This window comes from Streptomyces sp. NPDC001744, from assembly GCF_042892575.1.
In the GTDB taxonomy this organism is placed as follows: Bacteria; Actinomycetota; Actinomycetes; order Streptomycetales; family Streptomycetaceae; genus Streptomyces.
Genome location: NZ_JBIAUG010000014.1, coordinates 133306 through 150510, shown reverse-complemented (window position 1 = coordinate 150510; position 17205 = coordinate 133306). Strand labels below are relative to the sequence as shown.

16 protein-coding genes and 2 tRNA genes are annotated in these 17205 nt (G+C 70.0%); 10 read left to right on the top strand and 8 right to left on the bottom strand.

Annotated elements, in window-relative coordinates; translation table 11 throughout:
• The first annotated feature begins 3 nt into the window (after positions 1-3).
• Together ACFYZY_RS18610 and ACFYZY_RS18605 are read left to right on the top strand one after the other, a co-directional pair.
• A tRNA-Ala gene (locus tag ACFYZY_RS18610) sits at positions 4-76 on the top strand.
• Between the two features lie 301 nt (positions 77-377).
• Positions 378-749 carry a DUF6344 domain-containing protein gene (locus ACFYZY_RS18605; protein ID WP_388695096.1) on the top strand — a complete coding sequence of 124 codons (372 nt, stop codon included), beginning with the start codon at positions 378-380 and terminating at the stop codon, positions 747-749.
• Positions 750-1343: 594 nt separating this feature from the next.
• Here the strand turns inward: ACFYZY_RS18605 and ACFYZY_RS18600 are convergent.
• Positions 1344-2072, bottom strand: a complete 729-nt coding sequence (locus ACFYZY_RS18600) for a DUF5324 family protein (RefSeq protein ID WP_388695094.1) — start codon at positions 2070-2072, stop codon at positions 1344-1346.
• 172 nt (positions 2073-2244) lie between these two features.
• On the opposite strand from ACFYZY_RS18600, the gene ACFYZY_RS18595 reads away from it, so the two are divergent.
• Complete coding sequence (locus ACFYZY_RS18595) at positions 2245-2772, top strand: peptidylprolyl isomerase (RefSeq protein WP_388695091.1); 528 nt, start codon at positions 2245-2247, stop codon at positions 2770-2772.
• Positions 2773-2795: 23 nt separating this feature from the next.
• Positions 2796-3659 carry a rhomboid family intramembrane serine protease gene (locus tag ACFYZY_RS18590; RefSeq protein WP_388695088.1) on the top strand — a complete coding sequence of 288 codons (864 nt, stop codon included), beginning with the start codon at positions 2796-2798 and terminating at the stop codon, positions 3657-3659.
• Between the two features lie 294 nt (positions 3660-3953).
• Here the strand turns inward: ACFYZY_RS18590 and crgA are convergent, their stop codons facing one another.
• A complete protein-coding gene (gene crgA / locus ACFYZY_RS18585) occupies positions 3954-4208 on the bottom strand; it encodes a cell division protein CrgA (RefSeq protein ID WP_388695086.1) in 255 nt (84 codons plus the stop codon).
• Between the two features lie 140 nt (positions 4209-4348).
• Here crgA and ACFYZY_RS18580 point away from each other — a divergent pair, with 140 nt between their 5' ends.
• The 5 genes from ACFYZY_RS18580 to ACFYZY_RS18560 all read left to right on the top strand — a co-directional run bounded on the left by ACFYZY_RS18580 (position 4349) and on the right by ACFYZY_RS18560 (position 8142).
• Positions 4349-5116, top strand: a complete 768-nt coding sequence (locus ACFYZY_RS18580) for a DUF881 domain-containing protein (RefSeq protein ID WP_388695083.1) — start codon at positions 4349-4351, stop codon at positions 5114-5116.
• A 108-nt stretch (positions 5117-5224) separates the two neighbouring features.
• Entirely contained in the window at positions 5225-5386 is a 162-nt protein-coding gene (locus ACFYZY_RS18575; protein WP_388695081.1) for a hypothetical protein, read from the top strand.
• On the top strand, positions 5383-6021 hold the full coding sequence (locus ACFYZY_RS18570; protein ID WP_388695078.1) for an aminodeoxychorismate/anthranilate synthase component II: 639 nt from the start codon (positions 5383-5385) through the stop codon (positions 6019-6021). The genes ACFYZY_RS18575 and ACFYZY_RS18570 overlap by 4 nt, the downstream gene beginning before the upstream one ends.
• Positions 6018-7427, top strand: coding sequence for a class E sortase (locus ACFYZY_RS18565; RefSeq protein ID WP_388695075.1), 1410 nt, complete (start codon positions 6018-6020; stop codon positions 7425-7427). Before ACFYZY_RS18570 ends, ACFYZY_RS18565 begins: the two co-directional genes overlap by 4 nt.
• 37 nt (positions 7428-7464) lie before the next feature.
• Positions 7465-8142, top strand: coding sequence for a class E sortase (locus ACFYZY_RS18560; protein WP_388695073.1), 678 nt, complete (start codon positions 7465-7467; stop codon positions 8140-8142).
• A gap of 81 nt (positions 8143-8223) precedes the next feature.
• Here ACFYZY_RS18560 and pknB read toward each other — a convergent pair whose 3' ends face one another.
• The 6 genes from pknB to ACFYZY_RS18530 all read right to left on the bottom strand — a co-directional run bounded on the left by pknB (position 8224) and on the right by ACFYZY_RS18530 (position 16348).
• Positions 8224-10251, bottom strand: a complete 2028-nt coding sequence (pknB, locus tag ACFYZY_RS18555) for a Stk1 family PASTA domain-containing Ser/Thr kinase (RefSeq protein WP_388695070.1) — start codon at positions 10249-10251, stop codon at positions 8224-8226.
• Positions 10252-10406: 155 nt separating this feature from the next.
• The gene (locus ACFYZY_RS18550) at positions 10407-11873 is read right to left on the bottom strand and encodes a peptidoglycan D,D-transpeptidase FtsI family protein (protein ID WP_388695068.1); all 1467 of its coding nucleotides are present in this window, start codon (positions 11871-11873) and stop codon (positions 10407-10409) included.
• The gene (locus ACFYZY_RS18545; RefSeq protein WP_388695067.1) at positions 11870-13291 is read right to left on the bottom strand and encodes an FtsW/RodA/SpoVE family cell cycle protein; all 1422 of its coding nucleotides are present in this window, start codon (positions 13289-13291) and stop codon (positions 11870-11872) included. The genes ACFYZY_RS18550 and ACFYZY_RS18545 overlap by 4 nt, the downstream gene beginning before the upstream one ends.
• A gap of 26 nt (positions 13292-13317) precedes the next feature.
• Entirely contained in the window at positions 13318-14808 is a 1491-nt protein-coding gene (locus tag ACFYZY_RS18540) for a Stp1/IreP family PP2C-type Ser/Thr phosphatase (protein ID WP_388695066.1), read from the bottom strand.
• A 171-nt stretch (positions 14809-14979) separates the two neighbouring features.
• Positions 14980-15504, bottom strand: coding sequence for an FHA domain-containing protein (locus ACFYZY_RS18535; RefSeq protein ID WP_388695063.1), 525 nt, complete (start codon positions 15502-15504; stop codon positions 14980-14982).
• A 10-nt stretch (positions 15505-15514) separates the two neighbouring features.
• On the bottom strand, positions 15515-16348 hold the full coding sequence (locus ACFYZY_RS18530) for an FhaA domain-containing protein (protein ID WP_388695061.1): 834 nt from the start codon (positions 16346-16348) through the stop codon (positions 15515-15517).
• Positions 16349-16912: 564 nt separating this feature from the next.
• On the opposite strand from ACFYZY_RS18530, the gene ACFYZY_RS18525 reads away from it, so the two are divergent.
• Positions 16913-16999: transfer RNA gene (locus ACFYZY_RS18525), tRNA-Leu, on the top strand.
• The last annotated feature ends 206 nt before the right edge of the window (positions 17000-17205 follow it).

Sequence of the window (17205 nt, the reverse complement as noted above, 5' to 3'; positions counted from 1 at the left end):
TCCGGGGCCTTAGCTCAGTTGGTAGAGCGCTGTCTTTGCATGGCAGATGTCAGGGGTTCGACTCCCCTAGGCTCCACTTCTCGAACAGCCCTTCCCGCCGCGTTTCCACGGTGGGGAGGGCTGTTTCGCGTTCCGCTCCCGGGCGGTGGCCGGGCCGGGCGGGACCGCCGGGACGGGCCCGGTCCGCACCGCCTCCGTACACGCCGTACGGGGAGACCGCCTCTTCTTCTGCTCCGTATGGATGGTGTTCATCGGAAGAACTGCGCGGCGGGGGCGTCGGTCCGCGACAACGCGGGGTGCGGACACATCATGAGGAAGCCGAGTGAAGCGCGCAACTCGGGATGAACCATCCGGGAACGTCACAGAAGCGAGGAATCATGGCCACCGCCAAGGTCAAGCAGTTCTGGACCGCCTTCATCTCGGTCCTCTTCGCCCTTCTCGCCTCCGCCGGCCTGGCGGGCACCGCCGCCGCGGCCCAGCAGCCGGTCGTCCAGCAGCCCGAGGAGCCGACGGCCCCCGCCGCGTCCGTCTCCGCCGCGGAGCGCACCCACGCCTCCGTACCGGCCCAGCGGGTGCGGCACCGGTGGCCGCTCGCGGGTGACCGCTCCCTGCCGCCCACCATCAAGCAGCGCATCGCCGCCGAGGCCCACGGTTCCTCTCCCGCCGCCCGGCAGCGCTCCTCGGCCCCCGCCGCCACCGAGGGCGACCCGGTCGCGCTGACGGAACTGGCGCTCGCGGCGGGAGCGTAGGGCGCGGAGGACCGGGACGCGTTTCCCCCTTCGTGTCCGCACGCGGGACGCGTCACCACCGGCGCACACCCCGGCCGGCATTCCTGGTGGAGAAGACCGTGAAAGGAACCGGAAAGGCCCGACGGACTTCCCGGCGGGACTCCCGGACGAAGAGCGCGGCGAAAATCCCCGGTGTTTGCGGCGGGCCGGCGCTTCCGGCAGTGCTCCCGGCGAAAAGCCGGTGGAGCTTCCGGGAAAGGCTCCGACCGATCACCGGGTCATGACGGGGTGATCACTTTCTGTCACACCCGACCGAACCCTCATTCGCCCTCCGGCCGAACCAGCGGCCGAACCACCGGCCGGCGCCCGACCGTTCCGGACCGGCACCGACGGAGAAACCCGTCGAGCTCCCTCAGTCGGCCCCCTGGCCCCTCCGGCCCCCCGACAGGCGTGTTCCGTCGCGGCCCTCGACGGAAGGCCCGCACCGGACCCCGGAGGAAACCCGTACCGGGCCCCGTGAAGACCCACTGACCCCGCCCCGGAAAAGGCGAAGGAGCCCCGACCGGACTTCCCGGCAGGACTCCCGCGCAACCTCTCGACGGAGACTCCGCCCCGTCAGCGGTCCTTGTCGCGCTCGGCGGCTTCCGCCTCCGCGATCTCGGCCGCCGCGGCCTCCGCGGCCGCGGCATCGGCGGCGGCCTCGGTCTCCTTGGCCTCCACCTCGGGGTCGAGGACGGAGACACTGCCGTCGACGGACGTCAGCACACCGCTCTCCTCCACCTCGGTGGGCGCGGGCGGTTCGATCAGCCAGTCCGGGTTGGACTGCTTGTCCCACCACTTCCAGGCGGCGAACACGCCCCCGGCCAGGACGCCGGCGACGGCGAGCCCCTTGGCGAAACGCCCCGCCCTGGCCCGGCGACGCTGCTTCTTGAGGAGCTTCTGGATCTCCTTCGGCGTCACCTGACCGCGCAGCGCGGCCCAGGCCGCGGTGGAACGCGCCCCGGCCTCCTCGAGCGCGGGGCCGGTCGCGGCGACCGCGCTCTCGATGCGCGGAGCGGTGTACTCGGCCGCCTGCCGGGCGACCTGACGGGTCTTGACCGCCGCCCGCTGCGCGGCCGCGTCGACCCGCGGCGGCACGCGCGGCGCGACGTGGGAGGCGTACTGCGACTTGGCCTGCTTGGCGGCCTTCGTGAGTGTGGGCGCGAGCAGTTCCCGCGCCTCGTGCGCGTAGTGCGTGGCGTGGTCCCTGGCCGTCTCGGCGTAGGGCGCCACCGCGTCGGCGGCGTGCAGGACACTCTCCTTCGCCGAACCTGTGGCGGCGCGCACGCTGTCCATGCGGGTCACGGGATTCCTCCTCCTCGGTGGCGATGTCAGGTTTTCGCCTATCCATCCTCTTCGGAATCATGCCTCCGGGACCGGGCTCCGGCATGTGGGGCGGGCATCCGGGGCATGCGAGGATCGGACGCGCCAGAGACAGTCATGACATGACGCGACCCGATGTGGACGGAAGACGACCGTGGCCGAGCAGCTGTACGCGATCCTCAAGACGAACCTGGGCGACATCGAGGTGCGGCTGATGCCGTTCCACGCGCCGAAGACGGTCCGGAACTTCGTCGAGCTCGCGACGGGCGAGCGCGAGTGGACGCACCCCGCCACCGGCGCGGTCTCCAAGGACCGGCTCTACGACGGGACCGTTTTCCACCGGGTCATCAAGGACTTCATGATCCAGGGCGGCGACCCGCTGGGGGACGGCACCGGCGACCCCGGGTACGCGTTCGCCGACGAGCTCCACCCCGAACTCTTCTTCGACCGCCCCTACCTGCTGGCCATGGCCAACGCCGGCCCGGGGACCAACGGATCGCAGTTCTTCGTCACCGTCGCCCCCGCGACCTGGCTCAACCGCAAGCACACCATCTTCGGAGAGGTCGTGGACAAGGAGAGCCGGAAGGTCGTGGACGCGATCGCCGCGACCGCGACCGACCCGCACACCGACCGGCCGCTCCAGGACGTGGTCGTCGAGTCCGTGGTGATCGAGAAGCGCTGAGGCGGAAGGGACGGGAACCTCCCATGGAACCGCAGTCGGGCCTGCCGCACTGCCCCCGTCACCCGGAGACCGAGACCGGCATTCGCTGCGCCCGCTGCGACACGCCGGTCTGTCCCCGGTGCATGACCTCCGCCTCGGTCGGCTTCCAGTGCCCCGACTGCGTGCGCGGCGGTTCGGGGACGGGGCACGCTCCGGACGCCCAGCACCCCCGGACGCTCGCGGGCGGCCGGATGGCCGTGGACGGACGCCTCGTCACCAAGATCGTCATCGCGGTCAACCTGGCGCTCTTCCTCGCCGTCCAGGCGGTGGGCGACCGGCTCGTGGACGACCTCGCCCTCATCGGGTACGCGTACCTCCCGACCGGTGAACTCGCGGGGGTCGCGGACGGCGAGTGGTACCGGCTGCTGACCTCCGCCTTCCTCCATCAGGAGATCCCGCACTTCCTCTTCAACATGCTGGGCCTGTGGGTGATCGGCGGGATCGTCGAACCCGAGCTGGGCCGGGTCAGGTACGCGGCCCTGGTCCTGCTCTCCGGACTCTCCGGCTCGGTGCTCGCCTATCTGCTCTCGCCGCAGAACCAGTTCTCGCTCGGAGCCTCCGGGATCGTGTTCGGGCTGATCGGCGCCTGGGTCGTCCTCGCCCGTCGCCGGCGGCACGACATGCGCCCGGTCGTCCTCTTCGTGGCGCTGTCCCTGCTGCTGACCTTCACCCGGCCGGGGATCTCCTGGGAGGCCCACATCGGCGGCCTGGTCGGCGGTGCCCTGGTGACGTACGCGCTGGTGCACGCGCCCCGGTCCCGCCGAACCCTCGTGCAGGGCACAGCCTGTGGACTGCTGCTCCTGATCGACCTGGGGATCGTGCTGGCCCGTTCGGCTGCGCTCACCTGAGCGCATCAGGCTGTGGACGAGCTGGAGGGCAAGCTTTCCCCAGAGTTATCCACAGTGTGTGGCGGACTGTTCCCGTTCCGTGGAGAACGCGCGCACCCCTCGCCTCTGACCTGGTGTTTCTCCAGGGAGGCGAGGGGTGCGTCGGGTTCTGTGGAGAGGATGCGCGGTCATACCGGCGTCAACCTCGCGCAAGTTATCCACAGATCTTCTTAAGTTATCCAGTGCTGTGCACAACGCTGTGGATAAACTGGGGGGAGAGCTTGACGGGTGACCGGTGGAGGTGCTGGACCGCCGCTACTTCCACTGCGTGGAGACGCCGAAACCGGCGGCGATGAACCCGAAGCCCACCACGATGTTCCAGTTCCTGATCGACTCGATCGGCATGGAACCGTCGGTGACGTAGAAGATGACGATCCACACCAGACCGATGGCGAACAGGGCCAGCATCACCGGCGCCACCCAGCTGCGGTTGGTCAGCTTGATGCTGGTGGCCTGCTTGGCGGGCGGAGGCGTGAAGTCGGCCTTCTTGCGGATACGTGACTTCGGCACGAGGGACTCTCCTGTCGATGCGCTGCGTGACCGCGCAGGGAACTGTGGCTGGCGCCGGGATGGGGCGAAGGAGGACGACTGCGTCCCCCGGGCGTCCGTTAGCGTAGTGGTTCCGCGGCACCGAAGGGGATCAGGGTACGTTGAGCAATTCCGCCGACTCTCCCGAAGGGCCGGGCCGCACCGCGAGGTGGCGCCCCGTCCGGCTGCTCACCCTTGCCGTTTTCGCCCTCGCCGGGCTGATCTTCGTCACCAGCTTCAACACCGCCCGGGGCACCAACCTCCGCACGGACACCTCCCTCCTCAAGCTCTCCGACCTCATCGAGGAGCGCAGCCACAGGAACGCGGGCCTGGACGAGACCACCGCCGCCCTCCGCTCCCGGGTCGACTCCCTCGCCGCCCGCGACGACGGCTCCACGCGTGCGGAGGACGAGAAGCTCGAAGCGCTCGAAACGGCCGCGGGCACCAACGAGGTCTCCGGCTCCGGCCTCACCGTCACCCTGGACGACGCCCCGCCGAACGCCCACGCGGCCCCCGGTTACCCGGAACCGCAGGCCAACGACCTCGTCATCCACCAGCAGGACCTCCAGGCCGTCGTGAACGCCCTCTGGCAGGGCGGCGCCGAGGGCATCCGGGTCATGGACCAGCGGCTCATCTCCACCAGCGCCGTGCGCTGCGTCGGCAACACGCTGATCCTCCAGGGCCGCGTCTACTCGCCGCCGTACCGGATCACCGCCGTGGGCGACCGGAAGAGGCTGGGCCGGGCGCTGGCCGACTCCCCGGCGGTCCAGAACTACCGGCTGTACGTCAAGGCGTACGGGCTCGGCTGGAAGGTGGACGAGCACGGGGCGGTGACCCTCCCCGGGTACGCGGGAACCGTGGACCTCCACCACGCGAAGCCGGTGGGCTGACCGGCGGTCCGGCCGGTGGCCGTCCACAGGCTTCGGACAGCGATCCCCCCGTGCCTCCCCCGCCCCGTACTCTGGTCCCCGTAACGAACGGAAGGGACGGTCGACGTCATGTACGGCTGGATCTGGCGACATCTGCCGGGCAACGCGTGGGTGCGGGCGCTGATTTCGATCACACTGGTCCTCGCGATCGTCTACGTCCTCTTCCAGTACGTGTTCCCCTGGGCGGAGCCGCTGCTTCCGTTCAACGATGTGACGGTGGACGGCCAGTGAGCGCGCGCATTCTCGTCGTCGACAACTACGACAGCTTCGTCTTCAACCTCGTCCAGTACCTCTACCAACTCGGCGCCGAGTGCGAAGTGCTCCGCAACGACGAGGTCGAGCCGGGCCACGCCCAGGACGGCTTCGACGGCGTCCTCCTCTCGCCCGGACCCGGCGCGCCCGAGCAGGCCGGTGTCTGCGTCGACATGGTCCGGCACTGCGCCGGCACCGGCGTGCCCGTCTTCGGCGTCTGCCTCGGCATGCAGTCGATGGCCGTGGCGTACGGCGGCGTCGTCGGCCGCGCGTCCGAGCTGCTGCACGGCAAGACCTCGCCCGTCACGCACGAGGGGCGGGGCGTCTTCGCGGGGCTGCCCTCGCCGTTCACCGCGACCCGTTACCACTCGCTGGCCGCCGAGCCCACCGCCCTCCCCGCCGAGCTGGAGGTCACCGCCCGGACCGGGGACGGCATCATCATGGGTCTCCGCCACCGCGAACTCCCCGTCGAAGGAGTCCAGTTCCACCCCGAGTCCGTCCTCACGGAGCACGGCCACCGCATGCTCGCCAACTGGCTCGAGGAGTGCGGGGACACGGAGGCGGTCGGCCGGTCGGCGGGGCTCGCACCGGTGGTGGGCAAGGCCGTCGCATGACGGCGGGTTCACCGTGGTTCAGGGACGAGCACGAGCCGGAACAGCGGCCGGCACCCGAGAACGGGTACGCGCCCGCCGACCCGTACGCGACGGCCGACCCGTACGCCGCTTCCGGACCGCAGCCGGCCGCCGACCCCTACCCTCCGGCCGATCCGTACTCCTCCGCGCCCGCGTACGCGCCCACGGACCCGTACGCACCGGCCGGTCCCCACGCGCAGGCCGACCCGTACGCCCAGGCCGGCCACCACGAGCGGACTGGCCCCCACGCCCGCCCCGGTGGGCACGCCCAGGCCGGTTCCTACGCTCCGGCCGACCCGTACGGACCGGCCGACGCGTACGGGGCACCCGACCCGTACGCCCAGGCCGGTTCCTACGCTCCGGCCGACCCGTACCCGTACGAACAGTCCGGCGCCCGCGGGGCGGCCCCTCAGGAGGCCCCCTACGGGCCTTCCCGCGGGGCCCGCGGCGCCGACGAGGAGCCCCCGGCGCACGATCCGGCCGGAACGATGGTCATGGAGGCCGTCGAGGCCCCCTCGGAACCGGAGGCCGGGCCGGCCGCCGAACAGCTTCCCGGGCCCGGCCGGGCCGAACGCCGCCGCGCCGCCAAGGGCGGCCGGGCCAAGGGCCGCCGGGGCGCGCCGACCGCCGCCGGGACGGGTGCCGCCGCGCGGCCGGCCGCGCCCCTCACCCGTACCGAGGCGCGGCGGGCGGCCCGCGAGGCCAAGGACGGCGTCGGCGTCGTCGCCAGCCGGATCGTGGGAGAGCTCTTCATCACCCTCGGCGTCGTCATGCTGCTCTTCGTCACCTACCAGCTGTGGTGGACGAACGTCCTCGCCGGCCAGGAGACCGACCAGGTCAAGGAACGGATCGCGGACACCTGGTCCAAGGAGCGGAAGGACGAGAACAAGCCGGAGGCGTTCGAGCCCGGTGAGGGCTTCGCCATCATGTACATCCCCAAGCTGGACGTCGTCGTCCCCATCGCCGAGGGCATCGACAAGGCGAAGGTGCTCGACAAGGGCATGGTCGGCCACTACTCCGAGGGCCCGCTCAAGACGGCCATGCCCTCCGACAAGCAGGGCAACTTCGCCGTCGCCGGCCACCGCAACACGCACGGCGAGCCCTTCCGGTACGTCAACCGCCTGAAGCCCGGCGACCCGATCGTCGTCGAGACCCGGAACACGTACTACACCTACGAGATGGCGAGCATCCTGCCGCAGACCCCGCCCTCGAACGTGTCCGTGATCGAGCCCGTCCCGAAGGGATCCGGCTTCACCGGTCCCGGCCGGTACATCACCCTGACCACCTGCACGCCCGAATTCACCAGCACGTACCGCATGATCGTGTGGGGCAGGCTCGTCGAGGAGCGCCCGCGCAGCAAGGGGAAGCCGGAAGCGCTCGTAGGCTGAGCCCCCACACCTCCGGACGGGACGACAGGACGACCTAGTGGCACGCGCGCGCAACCGGATCGCCGGACTCATCAGCCTCTTCGGCGAACTCCTCATCACGGGGGGCCTGGTGCTCGGCCTCTTCGTCGTCTACTCGCTGTGGTGGACCAACGTCCTCGCCGACCGTGCCGCGGACAAGGACGGCGCCCAGGTCCGCGACCACTGGGCCGACGACGCTCCCGGCGCGCTCGACACCCGGGACGGCATCGGCTTCCTGCACGTCCCGGCGATGGGCGGGGACGAGATCCTGGTGAAGCGGGGCACCGACCCGTCCGTCCTCAACAACGGCGTCGCCGGCTACTACACCGACCCGTTCCCGGCCGCCTTCCCGCAGGAGAAGCAGGGCAACTTCACGCTGGCCGCGCACCGGGACGGGCACGGCGCCAAGTTCCACAACATCCACAAGATGAGGACCGGCGACGCGATCGTCTTCGAGTCCAAGGACACCTGGTACGTCTACAAGGTCTACAAGACCCTCCCCGAGACCACGAAGTACAACGTGGACGTCCTCCGGCCCGTGCCGAAGGAGTCGGGCAAGAGCCGGCCGGGCCGCTACATCACGCTGACCACCTGCACGCCCATGTACACCTCGGACCACCGGTACATCGTCTGGGGCGAACTGGAGCGCACGGAGAAGGTCGACCACGACCGCACGCCCCCGGCGGAGCTGCGCTGAGGCGCACACCCCGCCCCGCACGCGGGAGGGCCCCGGCATCCGTCCTGGATGCCGGGGCCCTCCCGCGTACGGGACCGCCGGTCAGCCGAACCAGCCGCCGATGCCGTTGTCGCGACCGCTGTCGCCGTTTCCGTTGTCGCCGGGCCTGCCGCCGTCGGGGTTCCCGCCGCCCAGGGTGAAGAGGGTGACGGAGCTCCCGGTGGTGACCATCGAACCCGCCTGCGGATTCGAGTTGACCACGAGCGCGTCCTCCTTGTCCGACCCCTGCTGGGTGACGGACAGGCCCATGCCCTCGAGCTGCTGCTTGACGTCCTTGAACTTCTTGCCGCCGATGTCGGCCGGGATCTGGACCTGGACCTGCTGCGGGCCCTTGGAGACCTTGAGCCGGACCTCGGAGCCCTGGGCGACGGAGGTGTCGCCCTGCGGGGTCTGCTCGAGGACCTCGTCCTTGGGCTTGTCGGAGTCGACCTCCTCGGTGACCACGGTGAAGCCGAGCTGCTTCAGCTGTTCCTCGGCCTGCGCGCGCGGGTTGCCGACGACCCGGGGAACCGTGCTCAGCTTCTTCTTCGCGACGACGATGGTCACTTCGGAGTTCTTCTCGGCCTTGGTGTTGCCCTGGGGGTTCTGCCGCAGGACCGTGCCCGGCTCCTCGTCCGACTCCTCCTGCTCGACCTTGACCTTGAAGCCCTTGTTCTTCAGGCTCTCCTCGGCACGCGCCTGGGACTGCTCCTGGACGTCCGGGACCTCCTGGAGCGGGGCGCCCTCGGAGAGGAACACCTGGATCGTGCCGTCGGCATCCATCTGCGCGACGTTGTCCGCGGCCGGGTTCTGGCGGCAGATGGTGTTCTTGGGCTGGTCGCACCGCTCGGTGCCGGCCTGCTGGACCTTCACCTTCGCGTTGGTCGCGAGGTTCTCCGCGTCCGCCAGCGTCCGGCCGACCAGCTGTGGGACCGTGACCCGCTGCGGGCCCTCCTTATTCTCGGTGAGCGACACACCGATGAAGATCGCGCCGATGAGCACCAGGATGCCCGCGACGACCAGCAGGATCGTCGAGGTGTTCGACTTCTTCTGGCTGCCGCGGCGCCGGTCCGGGCGGTCGTCGTAGCCGTATCCGCCGTCGTTCGGGTTGACCGGCGGCAGCATGGAGGTCTGGCCGGCCGGGTCGGTCTGGCGCAGGGCGGTGGTCGGCTGGTCCTCGGGCGGATAGCCGTACCCGCCGCCGTACGCGGGCGTTCCCGCCATGCCCATGGCGGCGACGGCCGCGACCGGCTGCCCGTCGAGGCACGCCTCGATGTCCGCGCGCATCTCGTCGGCGGACTGGTAGCGGTAGTCGGGGTCCTTGACCAGCGCCTTGAGGACGATGGCGTCCATCTCGGGCGTGATCTCGGAGTCGAAGTTGCTCGGCGGCTGCGGCTCCTCGCGCACGTGCTGGTACGCGACCGCGACCGGGGAGTCGCCGATGAACGGCGGCCGGACGGTGAGGAGTTCGTAGAGGAGGCAGCCGGTGGAGTACAGGTCGGAGCGGGCGTCGACCTGCTCGCCCTTGGCCTGCTCCGGGGAGAGGTACTGGGCCGTCCCGATCACCGCGGCGGTCTGCGTCATGGTCATGCCCGCGTCGCCCATGGCGCGCGCGATGCCGAAGTCCATGACCTTGACCTGACCGGTGCGCGTCAGCATGACGTTCGCCGGCTTGATGTCGCGGTGGACGATGCCGGCGCGGTGCGAGTACTCCAGCGCCTGGAGGATGCCGACCGTCATTTCGAGGGTGCGCTCGGGCAGCAGCTTGCGCCCGGAGTGCAGCAGCTCGCGCAGGGTCGATCCGTCGACGTACTCCATCACGATGTACGGGATGGAGACCCCGTCGACGTAGTCCTCCCCGGTGTCGTAGACCGCGACGATCGCCGGGTGGTTCAGCGAGGCGGCGGACTGTGCCTCACGGCGGAACCGGGCCTGGAAGGACGGGTCGCGGGCCAGGTCGGCCCGCAGCGTCTTCACGGCGACGGTGCGGCCGAGCCGGGTGTCCTGGGCGAGGTAGACCTCGGCCATGCCACCACGGCCGAGCACCGAGCCCAGCTCGTACCGGCCGCCGAGGCGACGCGGCTCTTCCATAGCTAATCCAGCCCTCTCCGTCTGTCCCGACCGCACCCATGGGTGGTCCGGCGGTGTGTGCTGTCCGCGCATACGCTACCGGCCCCGGGCAGGCGCTCCGCCCGGGGTCGGCAGCCGATACCCGACCGGTACCTGGCGCGTACCCGACCCGGGAATCAACTCCGGGTCTTCAGGACCGCCTTCATGACGGCCTTCGCGATCGGGGCGGCCAGACCGCCACCGCTGATGTCCTCGCGGTCGGTGCCCTGGGAGTCCTCGACGATGACGGCCACCGCGACCGGGGAACCCTCGGCGGTCTTCGCGTACGAGATGAACCAGGCGTAGGGACGCTTGGCGTTCTTCTCGCCGTGCTGGGCCGTACCCGTCTTGCCGCCGACCTTCACGCCGTCCATCTTCACGTCGGCGTTGCCGCCGGTGCCGCGGGTGACGACGTTCTCCATCATCTGCTGGAGCTTCTGGGCGGTCTCCTGCGAGACCGGACGGCTCAGCTCCTCGGGCTCGGTCTTCTTGATCACGTCGACGTTGGGGGCGCGCAGCTCGTCGATCATGTACGGCTTCATCAGCTTGCCGTCGTTGGCGATCGCCGCCGTGACCATCGCCATCTGGAGCGGGGTGGTCGCGGTGTTGAACTGGCCGATGGAGGAGAGCGCGTTGCCGCCGCGGTCGGCCTTCTTGTCGTAGACGGAGGCGACGGCGCGGACCGGGGTGAACTGCTCGGCGTTGAAACCGAACTTCTCGGCCATCTCGACCATCTTGTCGCGGCCGACGTCGTCACCGAGCTTGGCGAAGACCGAGTTGCAGGAGATCTCCAGCGCCCTGTTCAGGCTGGCGTTCGCGCAGCCCTGGGCGTGGTTGACCATCTCCTTGGTGGAGAGGGGGATCTTCCAGCCCTCGGGGGTGTCGGTCGGCGCGTTGATGTCGCCGACCTTGCCGTTCTCGAGGGCGGCGGCGGCGGTGACGACCTTGAAGACGGAGCCGGGCGGGTAGATCTCGCGCAGCGCCCGGTTCTGCATGGGCTTGTTCTTGTCGTCCTTCAGCGCCACCCACGCCTTCTCGTCCGTGCGGGAGTAGCCGGCGAAGGAGGAGGGGTCGTACGAGGGAGTGGACGCCATCGCGAGGATCTTGCCGGTCTTCGGCTCGATGGCGACGACCGCGCCGGTCTTCTTGCCGAGGCCCTCGAAGGCGGCCTTCTGCGCGGCGCCGCTCAGGGTGGTGACGACGTCGCCGCCCTTCTTCTTCTCGCCGGTGAACATGGAGAGCGTGCGGTCGAAGAACAGCCGGTCGTCGTTGCCGGTGAGGATGCCGTCCTCGATCTTCTCGATCTGGCTGGCGTCGTACGCCTGCGAGGCGTAGCCGGTGACCGGGGCCCACATGGGGCCGTCCACATAGGTGCGCTTGAACTTGTAGTACTCGTCCTTGGAGTCGACGGAACCGGTGATCGGCTTGCCGTCGACGATGATGTTGCCGCGCTCGTTGGCGTACCGCTCGATCCGGACGCGGGTGTTCTCCTGTCGGGAGTTCAGCTCGTCGGCACGGACGAACTGCACCCAGTTGTCCCGTACGAGCAGGGCGAGGATGAGCAGGCCGCAGAAGATCGCGACCCGTCGCAGCGGCTTGTTCACGGACGGACCACCTGGGTCATCTCGGCGTCGGGGGACGGGGCGGGCGCGGGAGCGGGACGGCGCGCGGTGTCGCTGATCCGGATCAGGATGCCGATCAGGGCCCAGTTGGCGATCACCGAGGAGCCGCCGTAGGCGAGGAACGGCATGGTCATGCCGGTGAGCGGGATGAGGCCCATCACGCCGCCGGCGACGACGAAGATCTGGAGTGCGAAGGCGCCGGAGAGGCCCATCGCGAGCAGCTTGCCGAAGGGGTCGCGCGCGGCGAGGGCGGTGCGGATGCCGCGCTCGACGATCAGCCCGTAGAAGAGCAGGAAGACCATCACGCCGGTGAGGCCGAGCTCTTCACCGACGGTGGCGAAGATGAAGTCGGAGTTCGCGGCGAAACCGATGAGGTCCGAGTTGCCCTGGCCGAGGCCGGTGCCGAGGATGCCGCCGGACCCGAAGGACATCAGCACGTCGGCCATCTGGTCACAGGCGGCGATCTTGTCCGCGCAGCTGAAGGGGTCGGCCCAGGCGTCGACACGGGCCTGGACGTGGCCCGCGAAGGAGGCCACACCGACCGCGCCCGCGATGGACATCAGCAGGCCCATGACGATCCAGCTCGTCCGCTCCGTCGCCACGTACAGCATGATCACGAACATGCCGAAGAACAACAGCGAGGTGCCGAGGTCGTTCTCGAAGATCAGGATGAGGAGGCTGACCGCCCAGATCGTCAGGATCGGGCCGAGGTCACGGCCGCGCGGCAGGTAGAGCCCCATGAAGCGGCGACTGGCCAGAGCGAGGGCATCGCGCTTCACCATGAGGTAGCCGGAGAAGAAGACCGCCAGCACGATCTTCGCGAACTCGCCCGGCTGGATCGAGAAACCGGCGACGTTGATCCAGATCTTGGCGCCGTAGACCGGGCTGCCGAGACCGGGAACGAGGGGCAGCAGCAGGAGGACGAGGGCGGTTGCCATCGAGATGTACGTGTAACGCTGGAGGACCCGGTGGTCCTTGAGCAGCAGCAGCACGCCCACGAACATGGCGATGCCGATGGCCGAGTACAGCATCTGCTTCGGGGCGTCGGGGCTGAAGCTGCCGAAGTCCCGTATCGACTTGGCGATCAGCCGCGGCGACTGGTCGAGCCGCCAGATCAGCACCAGCCCCATGCCGTTGAGCAGGGTGGCGAGGGGCAGCAGCAGCGGGTCCGCGTAGGGGGCCCACTTCCGCACCACCAGGTGCGCGACGCCCGCGAGGAGGGCGAGGCCGAGGCCGTACCCGAGCATGCCGGCCGGGACCTTGCCGTCGATGGCCAGACCCACGTTGAGGTACGCGAACACCGGGATGACGACGGCGAACGCGAGCAGCGCCAGCTCGGTGTTGCGGCGGCTCGGCGCCTCGATGGCGCCGATGGTGGTCGTGTTGGTGACAACGCTCATGGTGGTGACAGGCCCCCTACGGGTGCTTACTGCTTGCCGCAGTTCGAGGCCAGCTTCTGCTCCTCCCCGGTGAGGGTGGGACCGGGGGAGGGAGCGGCTGTGGTGGGCTTGGGGACGGGGGTGGCGGTGGCACCGGGCTTCGGGACCGGCGGCTTGCTCGCCAGGTCGGCCGCCTTCTCGGCGGCGGCGCGGCGCTGCTCGGTCTTCTTGCAGGCGGACGCCTGCAAGGAAAGCTCGGCGATCTTGGTCTCGGCCTTGCCGAGGCTGCCGCCCGCGATCGTGTCCTCGACCTGCTTCCGCTGGTAGGCGGGGAGGTACTTGAGTTCGATCTCGGGGTGGTCCTTCTCCAGCTTCGACAGCGAGACCCACGCCAGGTTCTGGCTGATCCCCTGGTACAGCGCCACGTGCTGGTCCTTGGAACCCACGAAGTACTGCGTCTGCGTCCAGCGCCAGCCGCCGTAGAGCCCGCCGCCGACGACGGCGAGGGCCAGGACCAGGAAGAAGGAGCGCTTGAGCCACGTGCGGCCCTTGCGCGGCTTGACGAAGTCGTCGTCCGTGTACGACTCGAAGGAACCCTGGGGGGGCATCCCGCCGTAACCGTCTCCGTCGCCGCTGCCGGGCGGACCGAAGCCGCCGGCCGGGGGCTGCTGGTGCGGCGCGGGGCGGCCGAGCCCGGAGGCGCGGCCGGCCGGGGTCTGCATGGCCCCGCCGTCGTTCAGCTGGGTCTGGTTCTCGGCGACCGCGCCCACGATGACCGGGGTGTCGTGGAGGTGGCCGGCGAGCGTGTCACCGCCGTCGACGTCGAGGACGTCGGCGACGATCACCGTGATGTTGTCGGGTCCGCCGCCGCGCAGCGCGAGCTGGATCAGCTCCTGCACGGTCTCCTGCGGGCCCTGGTAGCTGGCGAGGGTGTCTTCGAGGGTCTGGTGCGAGACCACGCCGGAGAGACCGTCGGAGCAGATCAGGTAGCGGTCGCCGGCCCGGACCTCGCGGATGGAGAGATCGGGTTCGACGTGGTCACCGCTGCCGAGCGCGCGCATGAGGAGCGAGCGCTGCGGGTGGGTGGTGGCCTCTTCCTCGGTGATCCGGCCCTCGTCCACGAGCCGCTGGACCCAGGTGTGGTCCTGGGTGATCTGGGTCAGCAGGCCGTCCCGGAGCAGGTAGGCGCGCGAGTCGCCGACGTGCACCAGGCCGAGCCGCCGGCCGGTCCACAGCAGGGCGGTGAGCGTGGTGCCCATGCCCTCCAGCTGCGGGTCCTCCTCGACCATCATCCTGAGCTGGTCGTTGGCGCGCTGCACCGCCGTACCGAGCGAGGTGAGGATGTCGGAGCCCGGGACGTCGTCGTCGAGCGTGACGAGGGTCGAGATCACCTCGGAGGAGGCGACCTCGCCGGCGGCCTGGCCGCCCATGCCGTCGGCGATGGCGAGCAGCCGGGGACCGGCGTAACCGGAGTCCTCGTTGCCCTCGCGGATCATGCCCTTGTGCGAGCCCGCGGCGAATCGCAGGGACAGTGTCATGCGCACCTGCCCTGTCGCCGCTGCATCGGGGTACAGCCGGTCTCGACCCACACTGCCCACCCTCCGGTCGCTCCGGTCGCTTCAGTCGCTCCGGTCGGGAGCGCGGCACGTCCCACACCGGGGGCCGTCCCGGCCCGCTCGCTCCGCTCGCGCCTCTTCATGATGCAGCCACTACTTCCGCAGCTCGATGACGGTCTTGCCGATGCGGATCGGCGCGCCCAGCGGAACCGGCGTGGCGGTGGTGAGACGGGTCCGGTCGAGGTACGTCCCGTTGGTGGACCCGAGGTCCTCGACGATCCACTGGCCGTCCCGGTCGGGGTAGATCCGGGCGTGTCGGCTGGAGGCGTAGTCGTCGTCCAGGACGATCGTCGAATCGTGCGCCCGGCCCAGCGTGATCGTCTGGCCCTGGAGCGCGACGGTCGTGCCGGTGAGCGTGCCCTCGGAGACGACCAGCTTGGTCGGGGCGCCGCGGCGCTGGCGACCGCCCGGCGCGGTCTGCTGCTGCCCGCGCTGCTGCGGAGGCGCGGCGTTCTGGCGTGCGGCCTGCTGGGGCCGTGTTTCCTGGCGTCGCGAACCGCGCTGGGTCACCCGCGTACCGAAGAGGTCGCTGCGGATGACCTGCACGGCCACGATGACGAACAGCCACAGAACGGCCAGGAAACCCAACCGCATGACCGTAAGGGTCAGCTCTGACATTGCCCCCGCTTCACCCTTCGGCTTGCCGGTAAACGATGGTGGTACTGCCCACGACGATCCGCGAGCCGTCGCGGAGCGTAGCGCGGGTGGTGTGCTGCCCGTCCACCACGATGCCGTTGGTGGACCCGAGATCCTGGATCGTCGAGGGCGTTCCGGTCCGGATCTCGCAGTGCCGGCGGGACACGCCGGGATCGTCGATCCTCACGTCCGCGTCGGTGCTGCGGCCGAGGACCAGGGTCGGGCGGGAGATCTGGTGGCGGGTGCCGTTGATCTCGATCCAGTGGCGCGTCTGCGAGCCCGCGCCGGCATGGGTTCCGGGGCCGGGGGCGGGCCCGGGGCGACCGCCGGACGGCGGCCGGTGGCCGGGAGCGCCGGGAGGCGGCGAGGCCGGCATGGGCGGAGCACCGGCCGGGGGGTACCCGTAGCCGTCACGGCCCTGCTGCCCGCTGGGCGGCTGGGGCTGCGACGTGCTCGACGCCAGGGTGCGGCTGCGGACGCGGTAGAGACCGGTGTCGAGGTCCTCGGCCTTCTCCAGGTGGACCTTGATCGGCCCCATGAAGGTGTACCGCTGCTGCTTCGCGTACTCCCTGACCAGGCCGGCGAGCTCGTCGCCGAGCTGCCCGGAGTAGGGGCTGAGGCGCTCGTAGTCGGGCGTGCTCAGCTCCACGATGAAGTCGTTGGGGACGACCGTCCGCTCGCGGTTCCAGATCGTCGCGTTGTTGTCGCACTCGCGCTGGAGCGCGCCGGCGATCTCGACGGGCTGGACCTCGGACTTGAAGACCTTGGCGAAGGTGCCGTTGACCAGACCTTCGAGACGCTGCTCGAAACGCTTCAGGACTCCCATGGGGCACCTCCTCCGTCGTTGTCGTCCTGGTACTGCTCACTGATCGTATCCACGCGTCGGGAAATCGGCTGGTTCCCCTTCTCTGCCCTGTGGACGAGTGTCACCTCTCACAGGTTGCCCCACGGGATCGTAGAGGCGGCCTGTGGACAGTGTCCCGCACCCGGCCGCGGAAGCGCGGGTTCGGTCCGGGGTCCGGGCGGTCCGTCCCCGTTCCTCCCGCTCTCTCCCCCTCCGCCTTCCGTTCCTCCCGCTCTCCTTCCCTCCCCTTCTTCTCTTCTCCCCTGCTTCCGCCCTCTCCTTCCCCCTCTTTCCCCTGCCCCCCGCTCTCTCCTTCTCCCGCCCCCCGCTCCCACCTGTTTCCCGACCCCCCGCTCCCTGCTTCCCCGCCTCTTCGACGCTCCTCCGCCGCGCCCTGCCCCCGACCGTCCTTCTGTCACTCCCTGACCCTGGTCTCCACGAGCGGCGCCGAAACAACGGATGTGAATCCAAGGCCGGCGACGTGCTAATCTTCTGATGTCGCCAGGCGCTCGCACCGCAAGTGAGAGAGTCCGGAGCACACCCAATGCGCGGGTGGCGGAATAGGCAGACGCGCTGGATTCAGGTTCCAGTGCCCGAAAGGGCGTGGGGGTTCAACTCCCCCCTCGCGCACCAGGAGCGTCGCTCCAGCAGTACACAGGAGAAGGTCGGCACCGTAGGACGGTGCCGACCTTCTCTGCTTTTTCGGTTCCGGGTGCGGCCCGAGACCGTACGGCGTCCGCCCTCCGCCCGCTTTCCGGTGTGAGGTACTCCACAGAGAACGCACCCTCCTCCGGCGGCAGTTCGGAGAGCGGGACGGACGGCCCACCGAAGGCCCCGGG

Coding starts and splice junctions, on each gene's coding strand:
- ACFYZY_RS18545 (WP_388695067.1), bottom strand. CDS start 13,291: ATGAGCGTTGTCACCAACACGACCACCATCGGCGCCATCGAGGCGCCG.
- pknB (WP_388695070.1), bottom strand. CDS start 10,251: ATGGAAGAGCCGCGTCGCCTCGGCGGCCGGTACGAGCTGGGCTCGGTG.
- ACFYZY_RS18565 (WP_388695075.1), top strand. CDS start 6,018: ATGACGGCGGGTTCACCGTGGTTCAGGGACGAGCACGAGCCGGAACAG.
- ACFYZY_RS18535 (WP_388695063.1), bottom strand. CDS start 15,504: ATGTCAGAGCTGACCCTTACGGTCATGCGGTTGGGTTTCCTGGCCGTT.
- ACFYZY_RS18530 (WP_388695061.1), bottom strand. CDS start 16,348: ATGGGAGTCCTGAAGCGTTTCGAGCAGCGTCTCGAAGGTCTGGTCAAC.
- ACFYZY_RS18605 (WP_388695096.1), top strand. CDS start 378: ATGGCCACCGCCAAGGTCAAGCAGTTCTGGACCGCCTTCATCTCGGTC.
- ACFYZY_RS18590 (WP_388695088.1), top strand. CDS start 2,796: ATGGAACCGCAGTCGGGCCTGCCGCACTGCCCCCGTCACCCGGAGACC.
- ACFYZY_RS18575 (WP_388695081.1), top strand. CDS start 5,225: ATGTACGGCTGGATCTGGCGACATCTGCCGGGCAACGCGTGGGTGCGG.
- ACFYZY_RS18540 (WP_388695066.1), bottom strand. CDS start 14,808: ATGACACTGTCCCTGCGATTCGCCGCGGGCTCGCACAAGGGCATGATC.